This is a genomic window from Rhizobium sp. 007, assembly GCF_015353075.1.
In the GTDB taxonomy this organism is placed as follows: domain Bacteria; phylum Pseudomonadota; class Alphaproteobacteria; order Rhizobiales; family Rhizobiaceae; genus Rhizobium.
Genome location: NZ_CP064187.1, coordinates 1,751,123 through 1,767,942 on the forward strand (window position 1 = coordinate 1,751,123; position 16,820 = coordinate 1,767,942).

General features: G+C 61.1%; 16 protein-coding genes and 1 pseudogene. 5 read left to right on the forward strand and 12 right to left on the reverse strand.

Features of this window, described 5'->3' with window-relative positions:
- Positions 1–21: 21 nt before the first annotated feature.
- The 9 genes from ttcA to ISN39_RS08930 all read right to left on the reverse strand — a co-directional run bounded on the left by ttcA (position 22) and on the right by ISN39_RS08930 (position 7,518).
- Complete coding sequence (gene ttcA, locus ISN39_RS08890) at positions 22–906, reverse strand: tRNA 2-thiocytidine(32) synthetase TtcA (RefSeq protein WP_194729799.1); 885 nt, start codon at positions 904–906, stop codon at positions 22–24.
- Between the two features lie 56 nt (positions 907–962).
- Positions 963–1,892: a glutaminase gene (locus ISN39_RS08895; RefSeq protein ID WP_194729800.1), complete on the reverse strand. Its 930-nt coding sequence runs from the start codon at positions 1,890–1,892 to the stop codon at positions 963–965.
- A gap of 72 nt (positions 1,893–1,964) precedes the next feature.
- Positions 1,965–2,582, reverse strand: a complete 618-nt coding sequence (gene rpsD, locus ISN39_RS08900) for a 30S ribosomal protein S4 (RefSeq protein ID WP_022715225.1) — start codon at positions 2,580–2,582, stop codon at positions 1,965–1,967.
- Positions 2,583–3,048: 466 nt separating this feature from the next.
- A complete protein-coding gene (locus tag ISN39_RS08905; protein ID WP_194729801.1) occupies positions 3,049–3,237 on the reverse strand; it encodes a hypothetical protein in 189 nt (62 codons plus the stop codon).
- On the reverse strand, positions 3,212–4,720 hold the full coding sequence (locus ISN39_RS08910; protein WP_194729802.1) for an ATP-binding protein: 1,509 nt from the start codon (positions 4,718–4,720) through the stop codon (positions 3,212–3,214). The genes ISN39_RS08905 and ISN39_RS08910 overlap by 26 nt, the downstream gene beginning before the upstream one ends.
- A 150-nt stretch (positions 4,721–4,870) precedes the next feature.
- Positions 4,871–5,197: an MmcQ/YjbR family DNA-binding protein gene (locus ISN39_RS08915; protein ID WP_074068355.1), complete on the reverse strand. Its 327-nt coding sequence runs from the start codon at positions 5,195–5,197 to the stop codon at positions 4,871–4,873.
- 67 nt (positions 5,198–5,264) lie between these two features.
- Positions 5,265–6,068: a glutamate racemase gene (gene murI, locus ISN39_RS08920; protein WP_074068357.1), complete on the reverse strand. Its 804-nt coding sequence runs from the start codon at positions 6,066–6,068 to the stop codon at positions 5,265–5,267.
- A complete protein-coding gene (locus ISN39_RS08925) occupies positions 6,049–6,879 on the reverse strand; it encodes an RNA methyltransferase (protein WP_074070284.1) in 831 nt (276 codons plus the stop codon). The genes murI and ISN39_RS08925 overlap by 20 nt, the downstream gene beginning before the upstream one ends.
- Positions 6,880–6,957: 78 nt before the next feature.
- Positions 6,958–7,518: a hypothetical protein gene (locus tag ISN39_RS08930; RefSeq protein ID WP_194729803.1), complete on the reverse strand. Its 561-nt coding sequence runs from the start codon at positions 7,516–7,518 to the stop codon at positions 6,958–6,960.
- A gap of 192 nt (positions 7,519–7,710) precedes the next feature.
- Between ISN39_RS08930 and ISN39_RS08935 the strand changes: the two genes are divergently transcribed.
- From ISN39_RS08935 to ISN39_RS08945, 3 genes are all read left to right on the forward strand, one after another.
- A complete protein-coding gene (locus ISN39_RS08935; RefSeq protein WP_039845034.1) occupies positions 7,711–8,925 on the forward strand; it encodes an NADP-dependent isocitrate dehydrogenase in 1,215 nt (404 codons plus the stop codon).
- An 80-nt stretch (positions 8,926–9,005) separates the two neighbouring features.
- Entirely contained in the window at positions 9,006–9,452 is a 447-nt protein-coding gene (locus ISN39_RS08940) for a GNAT family N-acetyltransferase (RefSeq protein ID WP_194729804.1), read from the forward strand.
- A gap of 63 nt (positions 9,453–9,515) precedes the next feature.
- Positions 9,516–10,136, forward strand: coding sequence for a glutathione S-transferase family protein (locus ISN39_RS08945; protein WP_039845036.1), 621 nt, complete (start codon positions 9,516–9,518; stop codon positions 10,134–10,136).
- 73 nt (positions 10,137–10,209) lie between these two features.
- On the opposite strand, the pseudogene ISN39_RS08950 reads toward ISN39_RS08945, so the two are convergent.
- The 3 genes and pseudogenes from ISN39_RS08950 to recA all read right to left on the reverse strand — a co-directional run.
- Positions 10,210–10,524, reverse strand: a pseudogene (locus ISN39_RS08950) (helix-turn-helix transcriptional regulator); the annotation flags it as partial.
- A gap of 234 nt (positions 10,525–10,758) precedes the next feature.
- Positions 10,759–13,419 (reverse strand): alanine--tRNA ligase, encoded by a 2,661-nt coding sequence (alaS, locus tag ISN39_RS08955; RefSeq protein WP_194729805.1) that lies wholly within the window; start codon positions 13,417–13,419, stop codon positions 10,759–10,761.
- Positions 13,420–13,572: 153 nt separating this feature from the next.
- Positions 13,573–14,661, reverse strand: a complete 1,089-nt coding sequence (gene recA / locus ISN39_RS08960) for a recombinase RecA (RefSeq protein WP_028739637.1) — start codon at positions 14,659–14,661, stop codon at positions 13,573–13,575.
- A 232-nt stretch (positions 14,662–14,893) separates the two neighbouring features.
- On the opposite strand from recA, the gene ISN39_RS08965 reads away from it, so the two are divergent.
- Together ISN39_RS08965 and ISN39_RS08970 are read left to right on the forward strand one after the other, a co-directional pair.
- Positions 14,894–15,835 carry a carbohydrate kinase family protein gene (locus ISN39_RS08965; RefSeq protein WP_194729806.1) on the forward strand — a complete coding sequence of 314 codons (942 nt, stop codon included), beginning with the start codon at positions 14,894–14,896 and terminating at the stop codon, positions 15,833–15,835.
- 30 nt (positions 15,836–15,865) lie between these two features.
- Entirely contained in the window at positions 15,866–16,792 is a 927-nt protein-coding gene (locus tag ISN39_RS08970) for a pseudouridine-5'-phosphate glycosidase (protein ID WP_194729807.1), read from the forward strand.
- Positions 16,793–16,820 lie beyond the last annotated feature (28 nt).

Consider the following 16,820-nt stretch of genomic DNA (forward strand, 5'->3'; position numbering starts at 1 on the left):
TACTTTTGAGCGTTCGCCCAGTTATGCGCTCTTCGGTGACGGCTCTGTGACCATCAGGCTGGAAAAATCGAAAAGCTGCGGATCGAGCAGGTGTGAAGGGTTCACATGCGCGAGCGCCCGCAGCATCGTATCCTTGCGGCCCGGCATGCGCCGCTCGATATCCGCAAGCATATCCTTCATCGCATTGCGCTGCAGGCCGTCTTGCGAGCCGCAGAGATCGCAGGGGATGATTGGAAACCGCATGGCCGCAGCAAACTTCGCCATGTCGTCCTCTGCGCAATATGCAAGCGGCCTGAGCACCATGAGGTCGCCTTCGTCGTTGAGCAGCTTCGCCGGCATGGAGGCGAGACGCCCGCCATGGAAAAAGTTCATGAAGAAGGTCTCGAGGATATCCTCGCGGTGGTGGCCGAGCACCAGGGCATCACAGCCCTCCTCCCGCGCGATGCGGTAAAGGTTGCCGCGGCGAAGACGGGAACAGAGCGAGCAGTAGGTCGCCCCCTCCGGTACCTTCTCCTTCACGATCGAATAGGTATCCCGATATTCGATGCGGTGCTTCACGCCGATCCTCGTCAGATAATCCGGCAGGATATGTTTCGGAAAGTTCGGCTGGCCCTGGTCGAGATTGCAGGCGATCAGCTCGACTGGCAGCAGTCCACGCCATTGCAAGTCGAGCAGCAGCGCCAGCAAACCGTAGGAATCTTTGCCGCCTGAAATGCCGACCAGCCAGCGCTTCTGACCCTTCAGCATGCCGAAATCGTCGAAGGCTTGGCGAACTTGCCGGAGCAGGCGCTTGCGCAGCTTGTTGAACGAGACGGAACCCGGGGCATCGGCAAAGAGCGCATGGCCGGTCACGCCGTCTCCCGCAGCCTCCCCGAATGCCTCATCAATGTTGGCTGCGCTATTCATCGTCCTACCCAATCCAATAACTCTGCCTTAGCAGAAAGCCATGCGTCAACGAAGCATCAATCGCCGAAAACCGACCAGCCCGTGCGCGCGGCGAGCATCTCCAGCGCCACGGCCGCAAGCTGCGAATTGCCCACCTTGTTCAAACCTGGCGACCAGGCGGCGATCGAGGCGACCCCCGGGGCAACAGCGAAGATGCCGCCGCCGACGCCGCTCTTGCCGGGAAGGCCGACATGATAGGCGAAATCGCCCGAGCCGTCGTAATGGCCACAGGTGAGCATCAGGGCATTGATGCGCCGCGCGCGCTTCGGCGACACGACCGAATGGCCGGTCATGGGATTGCTGCCGCGGGCTGCAAGGAACAGCCCGGCCGTTGCGAGTTGCTCGCAGCTCATAGACAGCGCGCATTGATGGAAATAGACGCCAAGCACATGTTCGACCGGATGATCGATGTTCTTGTAGGCGCGCATGAAATTGGCGAGCGCGAAATTCCGGTATCCGGTCTGCGTCTCGGAGCGCGCCACCTTCTCATCGATCGTCACCGACTCGTCGTCCGCCAGATAGCGAACGAAGCGCAGCAGCTCGCCGATCGCCTCGCGCGGCGCATGACCGGCCATCACGACGTCGGTGACGGCGATTGCCCCGGCATTGATGAAGGGATTGCGCGGGATTCCGTGCTCATGCTCGAGCTGGACAATGGAATTGAAGGCTGACCCGGAAGGTTCGCGCCCGACGCGCTTCCAGAGTCCCTCGCCGACCTTGCCGAGCGCTAAGGTCAGCATGAAGACCTTGGAAATGCTCTGGATGGAGAACGGCACGTCGGCATCGCCGGCGCGGTAGATCTTGCCGTCGACCGTCACGACCGCCATGCCGAACTGGTTCGGATCGATCTTTGCAAGCTCAGGGATATAGTCCGCGACCTTGCCCTCGCCGATGCGGGGGGTCAGCTCCTCGTAGATGCTGTCGAGGACGGCCTGCAAATCCACCATGGCTTTCTCTCCAGAGAACAAAAAAGCCGCCCAGGAGGCGGCTTTTCCGTATGCGAAAACGCCTCGCGTCGATTATCGCGAATAGAATTCGACCACCAGATGCGGCTCCATGACGACCGGATACGGAACGTCGGAGAGCGAAGGAACGCGTGCGAAGGTCGCAACCATCTTGTTGTGATCAACTTCGATGTATTCCGGAACGTCACGCTCAGCGAGGCCGATGGATTCCAGAACGGTTACGAGCTGCTTCGACTTCTGGCGAACTTCGATGACGTCGCCGGCCTTGCAACGGTAGGAACCGATGTTGACGCGGACGCCGTTCACGGTCACGTGGCCGTGGTTCACGAACTGGCGGGCAGCGAAAACGGTCGGAACGAACTTGGCGCGATAGACGATCGCGTCGAGACGGGACTCCAGAAGACCGATCAGGTTTTCCGAGGTGTCACCCTTGCGGCGGTTGGCTTCGTCGAAGATTGCACGGAACTGCTTCTCGCGCAGGTCACCGTAGTAACCCTTCAGCTTCTGCTTGGCGCGCAGCTGCACACCGAAGTCGGAAAGCTTGCCCTTGCGGCGCTGACCATGCTGGCCCGGGCCGTATTCGCGGCGGTTCACCGGGGATTTAGGACGGCCCCAGATGTTTTCGCCCATACGGCGGTCAATCTTGTACTTGGACGATTCGCGCTTGCTCATCGTATTTCCTTTCAGAGTGTTAGGACGGTTTGTTGCCAAACCGCGCGAAGGAAACACGCCCTCCTTTGGCTTTCTTCCGAAAGCCCGACAGGACTATCCCATTACGCGAACAGGACAAATCCACGGGACATGTCAAATGAAACACCGGACATTGCTGCCCGGTGCTCACGCGGTCTTTAGGGGCTCGTCATGAAAATGTCAACAGCGGAGCGCGTTGGGGATATCGCGTTTATCGCTATATTCAGCTGCTCGTTGATCGCTATCGCGAATATCACAATGCCGCACATCGGTCGCTCGAAAATTCTCAGGTTGGTTGGGCCACACGTGCAATTACAGAAAATGGCCTCATAAGAATTATTGCCAATCCCAGGTATCCTGACAGCACGAATTCTCCGCTGATGTTGTGGAATGCGATCCGAGATATGAGTTTTGGCCGGAGGCGGTCAGAATTTGGATAGCCGCTTTTTCAGACCGAATCGCTTACTGTCGTCCCGACAGACAACAGATAGATTCTGTTAGGATAGGCGGCCGATACGGCGGCTACCTTGCAACGTTCGACCGACGCATCAATGCCGATGCCGTCATCGGCGGTGTCGAAGCCCTCCATCTGATTGAAGCTTAGCTGTGCGTCATTCCGCCGCTTGTCGCGCATCATCAGGCGCATTCGCATCGCCCGGCGCAGTCTGGCAGTTCATATCCGGGAAAGCCACAATGCGTTTGCCCGCGAAATCAGTGTGCACGACGATCGTACCCTGCTCCTCGAAATAGCCGAGGAGACGCCTGGCCCGGCGGGCCGAATGCGTGCCGTAGGCACGCGCTATCCGGGCGTCGGAGGGGCAAGGCTCGCCGCAGACCGCGGCCTTGGCCAGCATCAGGAACACGCCCTGCAGATCGTCGGTCACGCCGGTTGAAAGCGACAGCGCCGTCGCCCAGGCTGCCGTCCCGGCCGTTGCGGCATCGACGCCCGACCGCGAGATTGCCACGTGCCGGCGGAACTCCGGAAGCGACATCGGCGGCCCGGGCACGCGGCGCATGCGCAGCCGCACCAGGAATTCCTGATAGAGTACCGAATCCGTCCGGAAACCCGAAGCCGGATCGTCGAGGATTTCCAAAAGCACGGCCGAAAGCCGTTCCTCGCGCTCCTCGGTGGAGAGATCCGGATGGTTTGCACGCGGCTCGGCCGGCGCTGCCGTCGCAGCGGGCGCGGAGCGCGAAAGTTCTGCCAGGATGTCCGTCGTCGGCCGTGGCGCCGGTGCCGTTCGGCGCATGATTGGCCGCTGGAATTCCTCAGGGTCAGGCGTGAAGATCAGATCCTCGACATCCCGCGGCGCATCCGGCAGCGGCATCAGCTTTGGGCTCGACGAGCGCGCTGAGGTTTCCACGGCACCGATCTGGATCGGCAGCGGACGGCGAGACAGTGCCGGACCGAGGGCCACGAAGTTGCCGCGCTTCAGATCGCGGAACATTTCGGCCTGACGCCGGTCCATGCCGAGAAGGTCGGCGGCACGCGCCATGTCGATGTCGAGGAAGGTGCGGCCCATCAAGAAGTTCGAGGCTTCCGCCGCAACGTTCTTCGCAAGTTTCGCGAGGCGCTGCGTGGCGATTACGCCCGCCAGCCCGCGTTTGCGGCCGCGGCACATCAGGTTCGTCATGGCGCCCAGCGACATCTTGCGGGCGTCTTCGGAAACATCGCCACCGACCGACGGGGCAAACATCTGTGCCTCGTCGACGACGACGAGCACCGGGTACCAGTATTCGCGATCGGCATCGAACATACCGTTAAGAAAGGCAGCCGCAGCCCGCATCTGCTGCTCGATGTCGAGACCTTCTAGCGTCAGGACGCAGGAAACGCGATGCTGGCGGATACGGTTGGCAATGCCCGCAAGCTCAGCCTCGGTCCGTTCGCCATCGACGACGACATGGCCGAACCGGTCGCTGAGCGTGACGAAGTCGCCTTCCGGATCGATGATGACCTGCTGGACCCATTGCGCGGACTGTTCAAGCAGGCGTCGCAGCAGATGCGACTTGCCGGAGCCGGAATTGCCCTGGACGAGAAGACGGGTCGCCAGAAGCTCCTCGATATCGAGCGTCGCCGGGGTGTTCCCTGACGCCATTCCCATATCGATACCAACCTGCAATGCAATGACCTATCAGATGAGACTCAATGATACGAAGCGCCATTGTCCTGAAACGGCGCGCTTCCGTCTATCAAAGATTTCCGGACATTTCGCCCACGCGTTTGCAAAACCCACAGCGAATGCGGATATTCCGCCTACGCGGTCTGGCGTTCATCGCCGGGCCGGCTTCCCAGGCTGCGCATGCGCCCACGCCATGCGCAATGCATTCTCGAGATCCTCCTCGCCCAGCCGCGACAGATCGGTGGCCGTCCAGCCCCGCCTGCCCCAGGCATTCGGCACCGGCGAGAAAGCATCCGGCAACATCATGCATTTGAATTGCTGTTCGTCGGGCGTTAAATTGAAGTTTGCCGTCCGGCCGTCGGCGGCGAGTGTGACGTAGATTCGCGCGACCTTGAATGCCATTCGATCGAAATGCGGGGCCTCGAGCGTACCCGCCAGTGATAGCGCGATGCGCCGCAAGTCTTCGCCCGTCGCCATTGCACGCCCACCTTCGAGGTTGATCCGATCGTGCACCGTATCCTATCACGATTGAGTACCGGAAGCGTCACCTGACTGTCAGCCCGAAGCCTTGCATCAAGCGCGTTGTGGCGAAATCCGGATTGCCCGAGGTGAAGACCGCAAAGTCGAAATCGTCGGGGTGAACGCCATCGGCCACCTGCGGCACAAGGCTGCGCGCCCGCCGAGCGATTGCCTCCGCCGGATCAAGCCAGTCCACGGGCCATGGCGCCAGCCTCCGGAAAAGGTTCGCCATGAAGGGATAATGCGTGCAGGCAAGCACGACGATGTCCGTCTTGCGTCCGTCCTTTTCGACGAAGCACTGGTCGATTTCCGTCATGATGGCCTCGTCCGAGACGGCGTCGCCGCGGATATAGGCCTCCGCCATGCGCGCTAGGTTTTCCGAGCCCACGAGGCGTACGTGGCATTGCTGCGCGAAGGACTGGATCAGATCCCGCGTATAGGCGCGTTTGACCGTGCCGGGCGTGGCAAGCACGGAGACGAGGCCGGAACGCGTCCGCTCGGCGGCGGGCTTGATCGCAGGCACCGTGCCGACGAAGGTCTTCTGCGGAAAGGCGGCGCGCAGATCGGCACCGACCAGCGTGAAGGCGGTATTGCAGGCGATGACGCAGACTTCCGGATCGTATTCCCCGAGCAGCCTGCCAAAGAGGGTGATGATACGCTCCTTCAGCGCCTGCTCTTCCCAGCCCCCATAAGGAAATCCCGCATCGTCGGCGATGTAGATGAAGCCGCGTTCCGGCATCAGCACGCGGGCTTCGCGAAGCACAGTCAGCCCCCCGATACCGGAATCGAAGATCAAGACCGGTTTCAGCTCATTCGCCGCTGATGTCATCTTTTGGCTGTTCCTTGGCGTCTGCAGGCGGCCGGCTTCCGCGCGGATACTTGCGCGAGAAGCGGTCAAGGGAGGATATCACACCGCGCAGCACGCTGATTTCTTGTTCCGTGAAGGCGCGGCGGGAAAGGACTGCACGCAGATTGTCCACCATTTTCGGCTTTTTCCCGGCAGGATGGAAATAATTGCGTGCCTCTAGCGCCTCCTCCAACTGGTCGAAAAGGCCGAAGAGCTGCTCCTTCGTCGATTGCGTCTGCGACGTCGCCTGGAACGGCACGGTACCTGTATCCTCCATGCCGGATTTCATCCACTCGTAGGACATCAGAAGCACAGCCTGCGCGATGTTCAGCGAGGCAAAAGCGGGATTGACCGGGAAGGTCACGATCTCGTCGGCGAGCGCCACTTCCTCGTTGGTCAGGCCCCAGCGTTCACGGCCGAAAAGGATGCCAGTGCCCTCGCCCGAGCGAAATTTCGCCCGCAGCGTTTCGGCGGCTACCACCGGGGAACGCACCGGCTTGAAGCCATCGCGTTCGCGCGCCGTCGTCGCATAGACGAAATTGAGGTCGGCGACCGCCTGCTCCAGCGTCTCGAAAACCTTAGTGCCTTCGATGACGTGATCGGCTTTCGAGGCGGCGGCCTGTGCCTTCTCGTTCGGCCAACCGTCGCGCGGATTGACGAGGCGCAATTCGGCAAGGCCGAAATTCGCCATCGCTCGCGCCACCATGCCGATGTTCTCGCCCATCTGCGGCTCGACCAGAATGATGACCGGTCCTTCGGCCAAAAGTTTACGCTCGCTGTTCGTGCCTGCCATGAATGCCGTCCTTGCTTTCATGCGGGGAATAGCTTTGCACAACCGAAACGGCAAGGCCCATGCCTCAGGATAGACCAGTTATGGGTGTCGCCGATCAAATCGGACGTCGCCTTCACTCGCACCCCTGGCGATGGCAACCATTTCCGCCTTCAGCGAGCGCATTTCCTTTGTCTCGGCACTCTCCATCATGATGGCGTCGATCAGTGGCTTGCCGCCATCAGTGACCATCTCGAAACGCACGGTCGAGATCGTCTGCGCGTCCGGGCCATCGCCGCAGGCCATCTTGCGGAAGCTGACGACGACCTCCTCCTTGCCCTCGGCAGCCGCCTGGGCTGTCAGCGTCAGGTCTTGGAGCGGGCATGCGTCCTGTGCGTTGACGATCACGTCGTAGTCGAAGGGCGAGATGCCGTCCTCCATCGCCGGGTGCTTCTCAGCCTCATGATACTTCGCGACAAAATCCTTGCTGTAGAGTTTGTCGAGCTTTCCGGGGCCGAAGATGTCGATCCATTCGGTTTCGTTGCCCGACCAGTTCTTGACGGTCGCATCCATGATTTCCTGCACCGGCGCCGGAATCTCCGCTCCATCGCAGACGGCAGGAAGACCAGCGAAGGCAAGAAACAGAAGGGCGATCGTCTTCATGATGAAATATCCGGTTCGAAAGGCAATAGCGGCGGACACTAGCCGAATCTTCAGACTAGGCAAAGGCACGCCAAAATGCGCTTTGAACGGCGCTTGCGGCTTTGCGTTCCCGGCTCGCAATGCTATAGCGCTCGGGATTTTTTCGTCACCCACCCGGGACATGCGTCCCCATCCAGCTTACGAGGCAGATACATGAAGAAGATCAAGGTCGCCAATCCCGTCGCCGATCTCGACGGCGATGAAATGACTCGCATCATTTGGCAGCTCATCAAGGACAAGCTGATCCATCCGTATCTCGACCTCGACATCGACTACTACGATCTCTCGGTCGAAAACCGCGACGCGACCAACGATCAGGTCACCGTGGACGCCGCCAACGCCATCAAGAAATACGGCGTCGGCATCAAGTGCGCGACGATTACGCCGGACGAAGCCCGCGTGAAGGAATTCAGCCTCAAGGAAATGTGGAAGAGCCCGAACGGCACGATCCGCAACATCCTGGGCGGCGTCATCTTCCGCGAACCGATCATCTGCAAGAACGTTCCGCGCCTCGTTCCGGGCTGGACCAAGCCGATCGTCGTCGGCCGTCACGCCTTCGGCGACCAGTACCGCGCAACCGACTTCAAGTTCCCGGGCAAGGGCAAGCTCACCATCAAGTTCGTCGGCGAAGACGGCCAGGTCATCGAGAAGGAAGTCTTCAACGCGCCGGGTGCCGGCGTTGCCATGGCCATGTACAACCTCGATGAATCGATCCGCGAATTCGCGCGCGCCTCGATGATGTACGGCCTGATGCGCAAGTGGCCTGTCTACCTCTCGACGAAGAACACCATCCTCAAGGCCTATGACGGCCGATTCAAGGATATCTTCGAGGAAGTCTACGAGACCGAGTTCAAGGATCAGTTCAAGGAAGCCGGCATCACCTATGAGCACCGCCTGATCGACGACATGGTCGCTTCGGCGCTGAAGTGGTCCGGCGGCTACGTCTGGGCGTGCAAGAACTATGACGGCGACGTCCAGTCCGACACCGTTGCCCAGGGCTTCGGTTCGCTCGGCCTGATGACCTCGGTTCTGCTCACGCCGGACGGCAAGACGGTCGAAGCCGAAGCCGCACACGGCACGGTCACCCGCCACTACCGCCAGCACCAGAAGGGCCAGGAGACCTCGACGAACTCGATCGCCTCGATCTTCGCCTGGACCCGCGGCCTCGCGCACCGCGCCAAGCTCGACGACAATGCCGAGCTCGCCCGCTTCGCCTCAACGCTGGAAAAGGTCTGCGTCGACACCGTCGAAGCCGGTTTCATGACCAAGGACCTGGCACTGCTGATCGGCCCCGACCAGCCGTGGCTCTCAACCACTGCCTTCCTCGACAAGATCGACTCCAACCTGCAAAAAGCCATGGGCGCCTGAGGCACCCGGAGACATCGAACAACGAAACGGCGGGTTCTTCCCGCCGTTTTCATTTCAGCGACAGAATGGGGAGCACCAGAATGACCACATCCATCCGCCCGCTGCAGCCTTCTGACCGCGCCGCCTGGGAGCCTCTGTGGGCCGCCTACCAGCGCTTCTACGAAGTCGTTATTCCGCTGGAGACCACCGACGTGACCTGGAGCCGCTTCCACGACCGGGCCGAAGAGGTGTACGCGCTGGGCGCCTTCGATGGCGATGGCCGCCTCACCGGCATCGTGCACGCCATCTTCCACCGCTCCTGCTGGCTGCCGCAATGGACCTGCTATCTACAGGACCTCTATGTCGAAGCCGACCAGCGCGGCCGTGGAACTGGAGCGGCCTTGATCGAGGCCGTTGCCGACCTTGCGCGTAAAAATGGCGCCGGACGCCTCTACTGGATGACACATGAGACCAATGCGACGGCGCGGCGCCTCTACGACCAGATCGCCGAACGCTCCGGCTTCATCCAGTACCGCAAGGCGCTTTGAGCGCAAGGCTTGATTTTGCTTGGGCGCACGCTAAACCGGAATTAAGAACAAGAGGAGGAGAACATGGCGGAAGAACTGGTATTCTATACGAACCCGATGTCGCGCGGCCGCATCGCCCGCTGGATGCTGGAGGAGACCGGCGTTCCTTACCGCACGGAAATCATGACCTTCGGCGGCACGATGAAGGCGCCGGAATACCTGACCGTGAACCCGATGGGCAAGGTGCCGGCGATCCGGCATGGCGATACGGTCGTCACGGAATGCGCCGCGATCTGCGCCTATCTCGCCGAGACCTTTCCGGAAAAGGAGCTCGCTCCAAGACCGAATGAACGGGGCAGCTATTACCGATGGATGTTCTTTGCCGCCGGCCCACTTGAAGCCGCTGCCACGAACCGTGCACTCGGCTTTGTGACCCCCGCAGAAAAAAGCAGGATGGCTGGTTACGGTAGCTTCGGCGACGTCATGGATACGCTCGAAAAAGCTGTCAGCGCCTCGCCCTATATCGCCGGCGACCGCTTCACGGCCGCCGATGTCTACGTCGGTTCGCATATCGGCTGGGGGATGGGCTTCGGCACGTTCGAAAAGCGCCAGGCCTTTGCGGATTATCTGGGCCGCGTGACCAACCGCGAAGGCTACAGGCGAGCCACCGCACTGGACGATGAAGTCATGAAGCAGATGCAATAGGCTTCATGCGAGCGGCATGTAGATATCCGTCAGCAATTCGGTCGGCGGAACGTCGCGGGGATTGTTCTTCCGTAAGGTTTATGTCGAACATCGCCGCTGTCTTTCCGTTAGGTGAGGGTTCAAAGGTTTTATGGCTTCCCTCTTTCCGGTAGCGCGCCGGCGGCATGCGGTAGACAGACTTGAAGATGCGGTTAAAGGATTGGAGATTGAGATAGCCGGATCGCTTCGCAATCTCGCCGACGGTGAGATCCGTGCGGACGATATCGCCCGCCGCGCGATGCAGCCGCAGCCGCTTGACGGTCGCCGCCAACGTCTCGCCGTAAATCGCGCGATAAATCTTGTGCCAGTGATAGCTCGACATGCAGGCGATTTCGGCAAGGCGCTCCATATCCAGATCCTCGTCGAGATGATCGTGGATATAGGCCGAAACCCGCCGCAGGCGGTTTTCATAAAGTGCCCATGCCGTTTCGCCATTCGTGTCAAAGCCCCGTGCAAATCGATCGGCTGCAGAAAACCATAAGGCGATTGACAAATCCTGAGGAATTGCGTGCCGATCACGGGGGCACGCACACAAAAAGCGGAGGACTAGCCCCCGCCTTTCAAACCTCATCGGCAGATGAAATCAGCTTGCAAGTGCTGCCGCCACCGCCTCGATCGCCTCGTCGGCCTTGGAGCCGTCTGGGCCGCCCGCCTGTGCCATGTCCGGCCGGCCGCCGCCGCCCTTGCCGCCAAGGGCAGCAGATGCGACGCGCACAAGATCGACGGCGCTGAACCGCGCCGTCAGGTCCGGCGTTACGGCAACGACTGCGCTTGCCTTGCCGTCGTCGGAAACGCCGATCAGCGTCACGACGCCCGAACCGATGCTTGATTTGCCATCGTCGGCAAGCCCCTTGAGATCCTTCGGATCGACGCCGGTGATCGCCTTGCCGAGGAATTTTACGCCGGCAACCTCACGCGCCGCGTCCGTCGAGCCGCCCTGCCCGCCGCCCATGGCAAGCTTGCGCTTGGCATCGGCGAGTTCCCGCTCGAGCTTGCGGCGCTCGTCCATCAACCCTTCGACGCGCGAAAGTACGTCGGCAGGCTGAACCTTCAGCGACGAAGCAAGCGTTTTCACGCGCTCGTCCTGTTCGGCCAGATATTCGCGGGCGTTCTCACCGGTGACCGCCTCGATGCGGCGGACACCCGCGCCGACGGCACTTTCGCTAAGGATGCGCACAAGCCCGATCTGACCGGTCGCGGCGACATGCGTGCCGCCGCAGAGTTCGATCGAATAAGGCTTGCCGGCCTTCGTGCCGCGCACGCCCTGCCCCATAGCGACGACGCGCACTTCATCGCCGTATTTCTCGCCGAACAGCGCCATCGCACCTTCGGCAATCGCGTCATCCACGCTCATCAGCCGCGTCGTTACCGGCGCGTTCTGCAGCACGATCTCGTTTGCCATATCCTCAACGACCTTGAGCTCTTCGGCGGACATCGGCTTCGGATGCGAAACATCGAAACGCAGGCGTTCGGGCGCGACCAGCGAACCCTTCTGCGCCACGTGCGTACCCAGCACTTCGCGCAGCGCCTCATGCAGCAAGTGCGTTGCCGAGTGATTGGCGCGCAGGCGCGACCGGCGGGCATGATCGACGGTCAGCGCGACGGCCTCGTCGGTCTTCAGTAAACCTTCGACGACAGTCCCTGAATGCACGAACAGGCCTTCGCCCTTCTTCTGCGTATCGGTGATTTCCACTTTCGCATGGTCCGAGCTGATGATGCCTGTGTCGCCCATCTGGCCGCCGGATTCGCCGTAGAACGGCGTCTGGTTGACGACGATCTGCACCTTGTCGCCGGCCGAGGCGGATGCGACGGCGGCACCGTCCCTGACGATCGCCTGGACGACGCCTTCGGCGGTCTCCGTGTCGTAGCCCAGGAATTCGGTCGCGCCATGCTTCTCCTTGAGTTCGAACCAGATGGTCTCGGTCGCCTTGTCGCCGGAGCCGGCCCAATGCGAGCGGGCTTCGGCCTTCTGACGCTCCATCGCATCGGTAAAGCCGGCGAGATCGACGCCGATTTCGCGGGCGCGCAGCGCATCTTGCGTCAGGTCGAGCGGAAAGCCGTAGGTGTCATAGAGCTTGAATGCCGTCTCGCCGTCGAGCATATCGCCCTTGCCGAGCGTCATCGTCGCGTCGGAAAGCAGCGACAGGCCGCGCTCCAGCGTCTTGCGGAAACGGGTTTCCTCGAGTTTCAGCGTCTCGGAGATCAGTGCTTCGGCGCGTGCTAGCTCCGGATAGGCGCGGCCCATCTGCTGGACGAGCGCCGGCAGCAGCTTCCAGATCAGCGGTTCCTTGGCACCCAGGAGCTGCGCATGGCGCATGGCCCGGCGCATGATGCGGCGCAGCACGTAGCCGCGGCCTTCGTTCGACGGCAGCACGCCATCGGCAATGAGGAATGCGGATGAGCGCAGATGGTCGGCGATGACGCGGTGGCTCGCCCGGCGCTCACCCTCGGCCCTGACGCCGGTTGCCTCCTCCGAAGCTTCGATCAGCGCGCGAAACAGATCGATATCGTAATTGTCGTGCTTGCCCTGCAGCACGGCCGCCACGCGCTCCAGTCCCATGCCGGTATCGATCGAGGGACGCGGAAGGTCGACGCGCTCGTCCTTCGTCAACTGCTCATATTGCATGAAGACGAGGTTCCAGATCTCGATGAAGCGGTCGCCGTCTTCCTCCGGAGAGCCGGGAGGGCCGCCCCAGATGTGATCGCCGTGATCGTAGAAGATCTCCGAACAGGGACCGCACGGGCCGGTATCACCCATCGCCCAGAAATTATCGCTGGTCGGAATGCGGATGATATTTTCGTCCGAAAGCCCGGCGATCTTCTTCCAGAGGTTAAAGGCTTCGTCGTCCGTGTGATAGACGGTGACCAGCAGGCGCTTGGCGTCGAGACCGAATTCCTTGGTGATCAGGTTCCAGGCAAGCTCGATCGCCCGTTCCTTGAAATAATCGCCGAAGGAGAAATTGCCGAGCATCTCGAAAAAGGTATGGTGGCGCGCGGTATAGCCGACATTGTCGAGGTCATTGTGCTTGCCGCCGGCGCGGACGCATTTCTGTGCCGTCGATGCCGTCCTGTAGGGGCGCTGTTCCAGGCCCGTGAAGACGTTCTTGAACTGTACCATGCCGGCATTGGTGAACATCAGCGTCGGGTCGTTGCGCGGCACGAGCGGGCTCGACGGCACGATCTCGTGGCCGTTCGTCTTGAAATAGTCGAGGAAGGTCGACCGGATATCGTTCACGCCGCTCATGCTATGCCCTTCAATGCTGCCCAAGGCAGGTCAAACTCAAATCCAGTGGCTTTTATCGTCCGCATTAACCACTGTCCAGCAGACAAAGAAAACCGGCCGCATTCTGATCAAGGAATGCTGCCGGTTTCGATACATCAAAACTGAAGCTGCAAATTACATATCCGTGTCTGTATCGCCATCGTTGGCGTCCGGCCCGCCATTCTGCAGGAAGCGGTCAGCAATCAGCCCCGCATTCTGCCGAAGCGCCATCTCGATCTCGCGGCCGAGATCCGGGTTGTCGCGGATGAAGAGCTTGGCATTCTCGCGGCCCTGGCCGAGGCGCTGGCTGTTATAAGAGAACCAGGCACCGGATTTCTCGACGATGCCGGCCTTGACGCCGAGATCGATCAGTTCGCCAGTCTTCGAGACACCCTCGCCATACATGATATCGAATTCCACCTGCTTGAAGGGAGGCGCCATCTTGTTCTTAACGACCTTGACGCGGGTCTGGTTGCCGACAACCTCTTCGCGCTCCTTGACCGCGCCGATACGGCGGATGTCGAGCCGGACGGAGGCGTAGAACTTCAGCGCGTTGCCGCCTGTCGTCGTTTCGGGCGAGCCGAACATGACGCCGATCTTCATGCGGATCTGATTGATGAAGATGACCATGGTGTTCGACTTGGAGATAGACGCCGTGAGCTTGCGCAGCGCCTGGCTCATCAGGCGCGCCTGTAGGCCTGGAAGGCTGTCGCCCATCTCGCCCTCGATTTCGGCGCGCGGTGTCAGCGCTGCAACGGAGTCGACGACGAGAACGTCGACGGCGCCGGAGCGCACCAGCGTATCGGTGATTTCGAGCGCCTGCTCGCCGGTATCCGGCTGCGAGATCAGGAGGTTCTGGAGATCGACGCCGAGCTTGCGGGCATAGACCGGATCGAGCGCATGTTCTGCATCGACGAATGCGCAGATGCCGCCCTTTTTCTGCGCTTCGGCGATCGTCTGCAACGCAAGCGTCGTCTTGCCGGAGCTTTCCGGTCCGTAGATCTCGATGATGCGGCCCTTGGGCAAACCGCCGATGCCGAGCGCGATATCGAGGCTGAGGGAACCGGTCGAAATAGTTTCGATCTCGACAACATTCTCGTTGGAGCCGAGTTTCATGATCGAGCCCTTGCCGAACGACCGCTCAATCTGTGAGAGTGCCGCTTCAAGCGCCTTGCTTTTGTCCACCGATTTGTCCTCTACGAGCCGCAATGAATTTTGAGACATCCGATCCACCTTTAGGTTATTGAAGCCGCTTGAGCAATGTCTGGTTTGTACTCTATTTGTTCCAGTCGCGCAATAGGTGCCCAAATAATTGAAAGAAAAAGGTAAAACAGCTCGTGTTCTATATATGTTTTATCGATGCAAAGCAACGCCTTAGGAGGCGTCACACCAAGGCTGCCGCATCCGGCGCCCTGCTACGATTCGTTTCCTCCATCGGCTGGGAGCATTCAGGGCGATGAAAAGAATCCTCGTTCTCGGCGGCGCACATATCGATCGGCGCGGGCGCATTTCCGGCGAGACGGCGCCAGGCGCCAGCAACCCGGGCGCTTGGTTCGAGGAACCGGGCGGCGGCGGCTTCAATGCTGCGAGAAACCTTGCACGGCTCGGCGTGGACGTCACCATGATCTCGCCGCGCGGGGGCGATCCGGCGGGCGAGATGGTGACGGAGGCGGCTTATGCAGCCGGCATCAATGACCGGCCGTTCGTCTTTCTCGATCGCAAGACACCGAGCTACACGGCCATTCTGGAGCGGGACGGCAACCTAGTGATCGCGCTCGCGGACATGGAGCTTTACCGTTACTTCGTCCCGCGCCGGCTGGCGATCCGCTGGGTGCGCGAAGCCTTCGCCGCAAACGACCTCATCCTTTTCGATGCGAACCTGCCGGAAGAGACGATCGCAGCGATCGTCAGCCGCGCCAATTCGCTCGGCGTACCGGTGGCCGCGATTGCCATATCGCCGGCAAAGGTGGTCAAGCTCAAGCCCTGCATCTGCGGCATCGACCATCTCTTCCTCAACGAGGCGGAGGCCGCAGCCCTGACCGGCCAATGCCCGGACAAGCCGGAGGATTGGGCGTCACTGCTCGGTGATATCGGCCTGAAGAGCGGCGTCATCACGCGCGGGCAGCGCGAACTGATCGCCTTCGGCAAGGGTGGCACCTTCTGCCTGCAGCCGCCGTCGGTCGAGACCATCGCCGACGTAACGGGCGCCGGAGATTCGCTTGCAGCCGGGGTCCTCTTTGCCTTGATGCAGGATCTGCCGCTCGAGGAAGCCCTGCGGCACGGCGTGGCCGCTGCTGCACTCACGGTCCAGTCGCCCTATGCCGTCAACGAAAAACTCTCCGCGGAACTGCTTGTGGAAACCCTTGCCCTTGTTCAGCGTGCCAGAATTCTGCATTGAAGCGGCAACATCGATGAAACGGAAGAGACAATGACGAAACCGATCTCCCCCCTCCTGCCGGTCTCCTATTCCAAGGAGGTTGCCGCTGCAAAGCAGCGCGGCGCGCCGCTGGTGGCGCTTGAATCGACGATCATCACGCACGGCATGCCCTACCCCGGCAATATCGAAATGGCGCGCAGTGTCGAGGCGATTATCCGTGAGCAGGGTGCCGTTCCGGCAACGATTGCCGTCATTCACGGCGTCCTGCATATCGGCTTGGAGCCGGAACAGCTTGAGAAGCTCGCGAAGGAAAAGGACGTGATGAAAGTCTCGCGCGCCGATCTCGCCTTCGCGATCGCCGAGCGCCGCACCGGTGCCACGACGGTAGCTGCCACGATGATCGCCGCTGCTTGTGCCGGCATCAAGGTCTTTGCGACCGGCGGCATCGGCGGCGTGCATCGCGGTGCCGAAGAGAGCTTCGACATCTCGGCCGACCTGCAGGAGCTTGCCCGCACCGGCGTCATCGTCGTCTGCGCCGGCGCAAAGGCGATCCTCGATATCCCAAAGACGCTGGAAGTGCTGGAGACCAGCGGCGTTCCTGTCGTCACCTACGAGAGTGCCGAGTTCCCGGCCTTCTGGTCCCGTTCCTCGGGCCTGCGCAGCCCGCTGACGTTGAACAGCCCGGCCGCCATCGCCAATTTCCAGATCACCCGCGAACAGCTTGGCATCGAGGGCGGCATGCTGATCGCCAATCCGGTCCCTGAAGAAGATGAAATTCCGCGCGAGGAGATGGAGATCTATATCAAGCGCGCACTCGACAGCGCCGAGCGCGACGAAATCAGCGGCAAGACCGTGACACCTTATCTTCTCAGCACGATATTCGATCTGACCGACGGACGGAGCCTGCAGACGAATATCGCGCTCGTCGAGAACAATGCCCGCCTGGCGGCAGAAATTGCCGTGGCGCTCGACGATTGAGATTTTGACGGGAGGCGCTTGCCGCCTC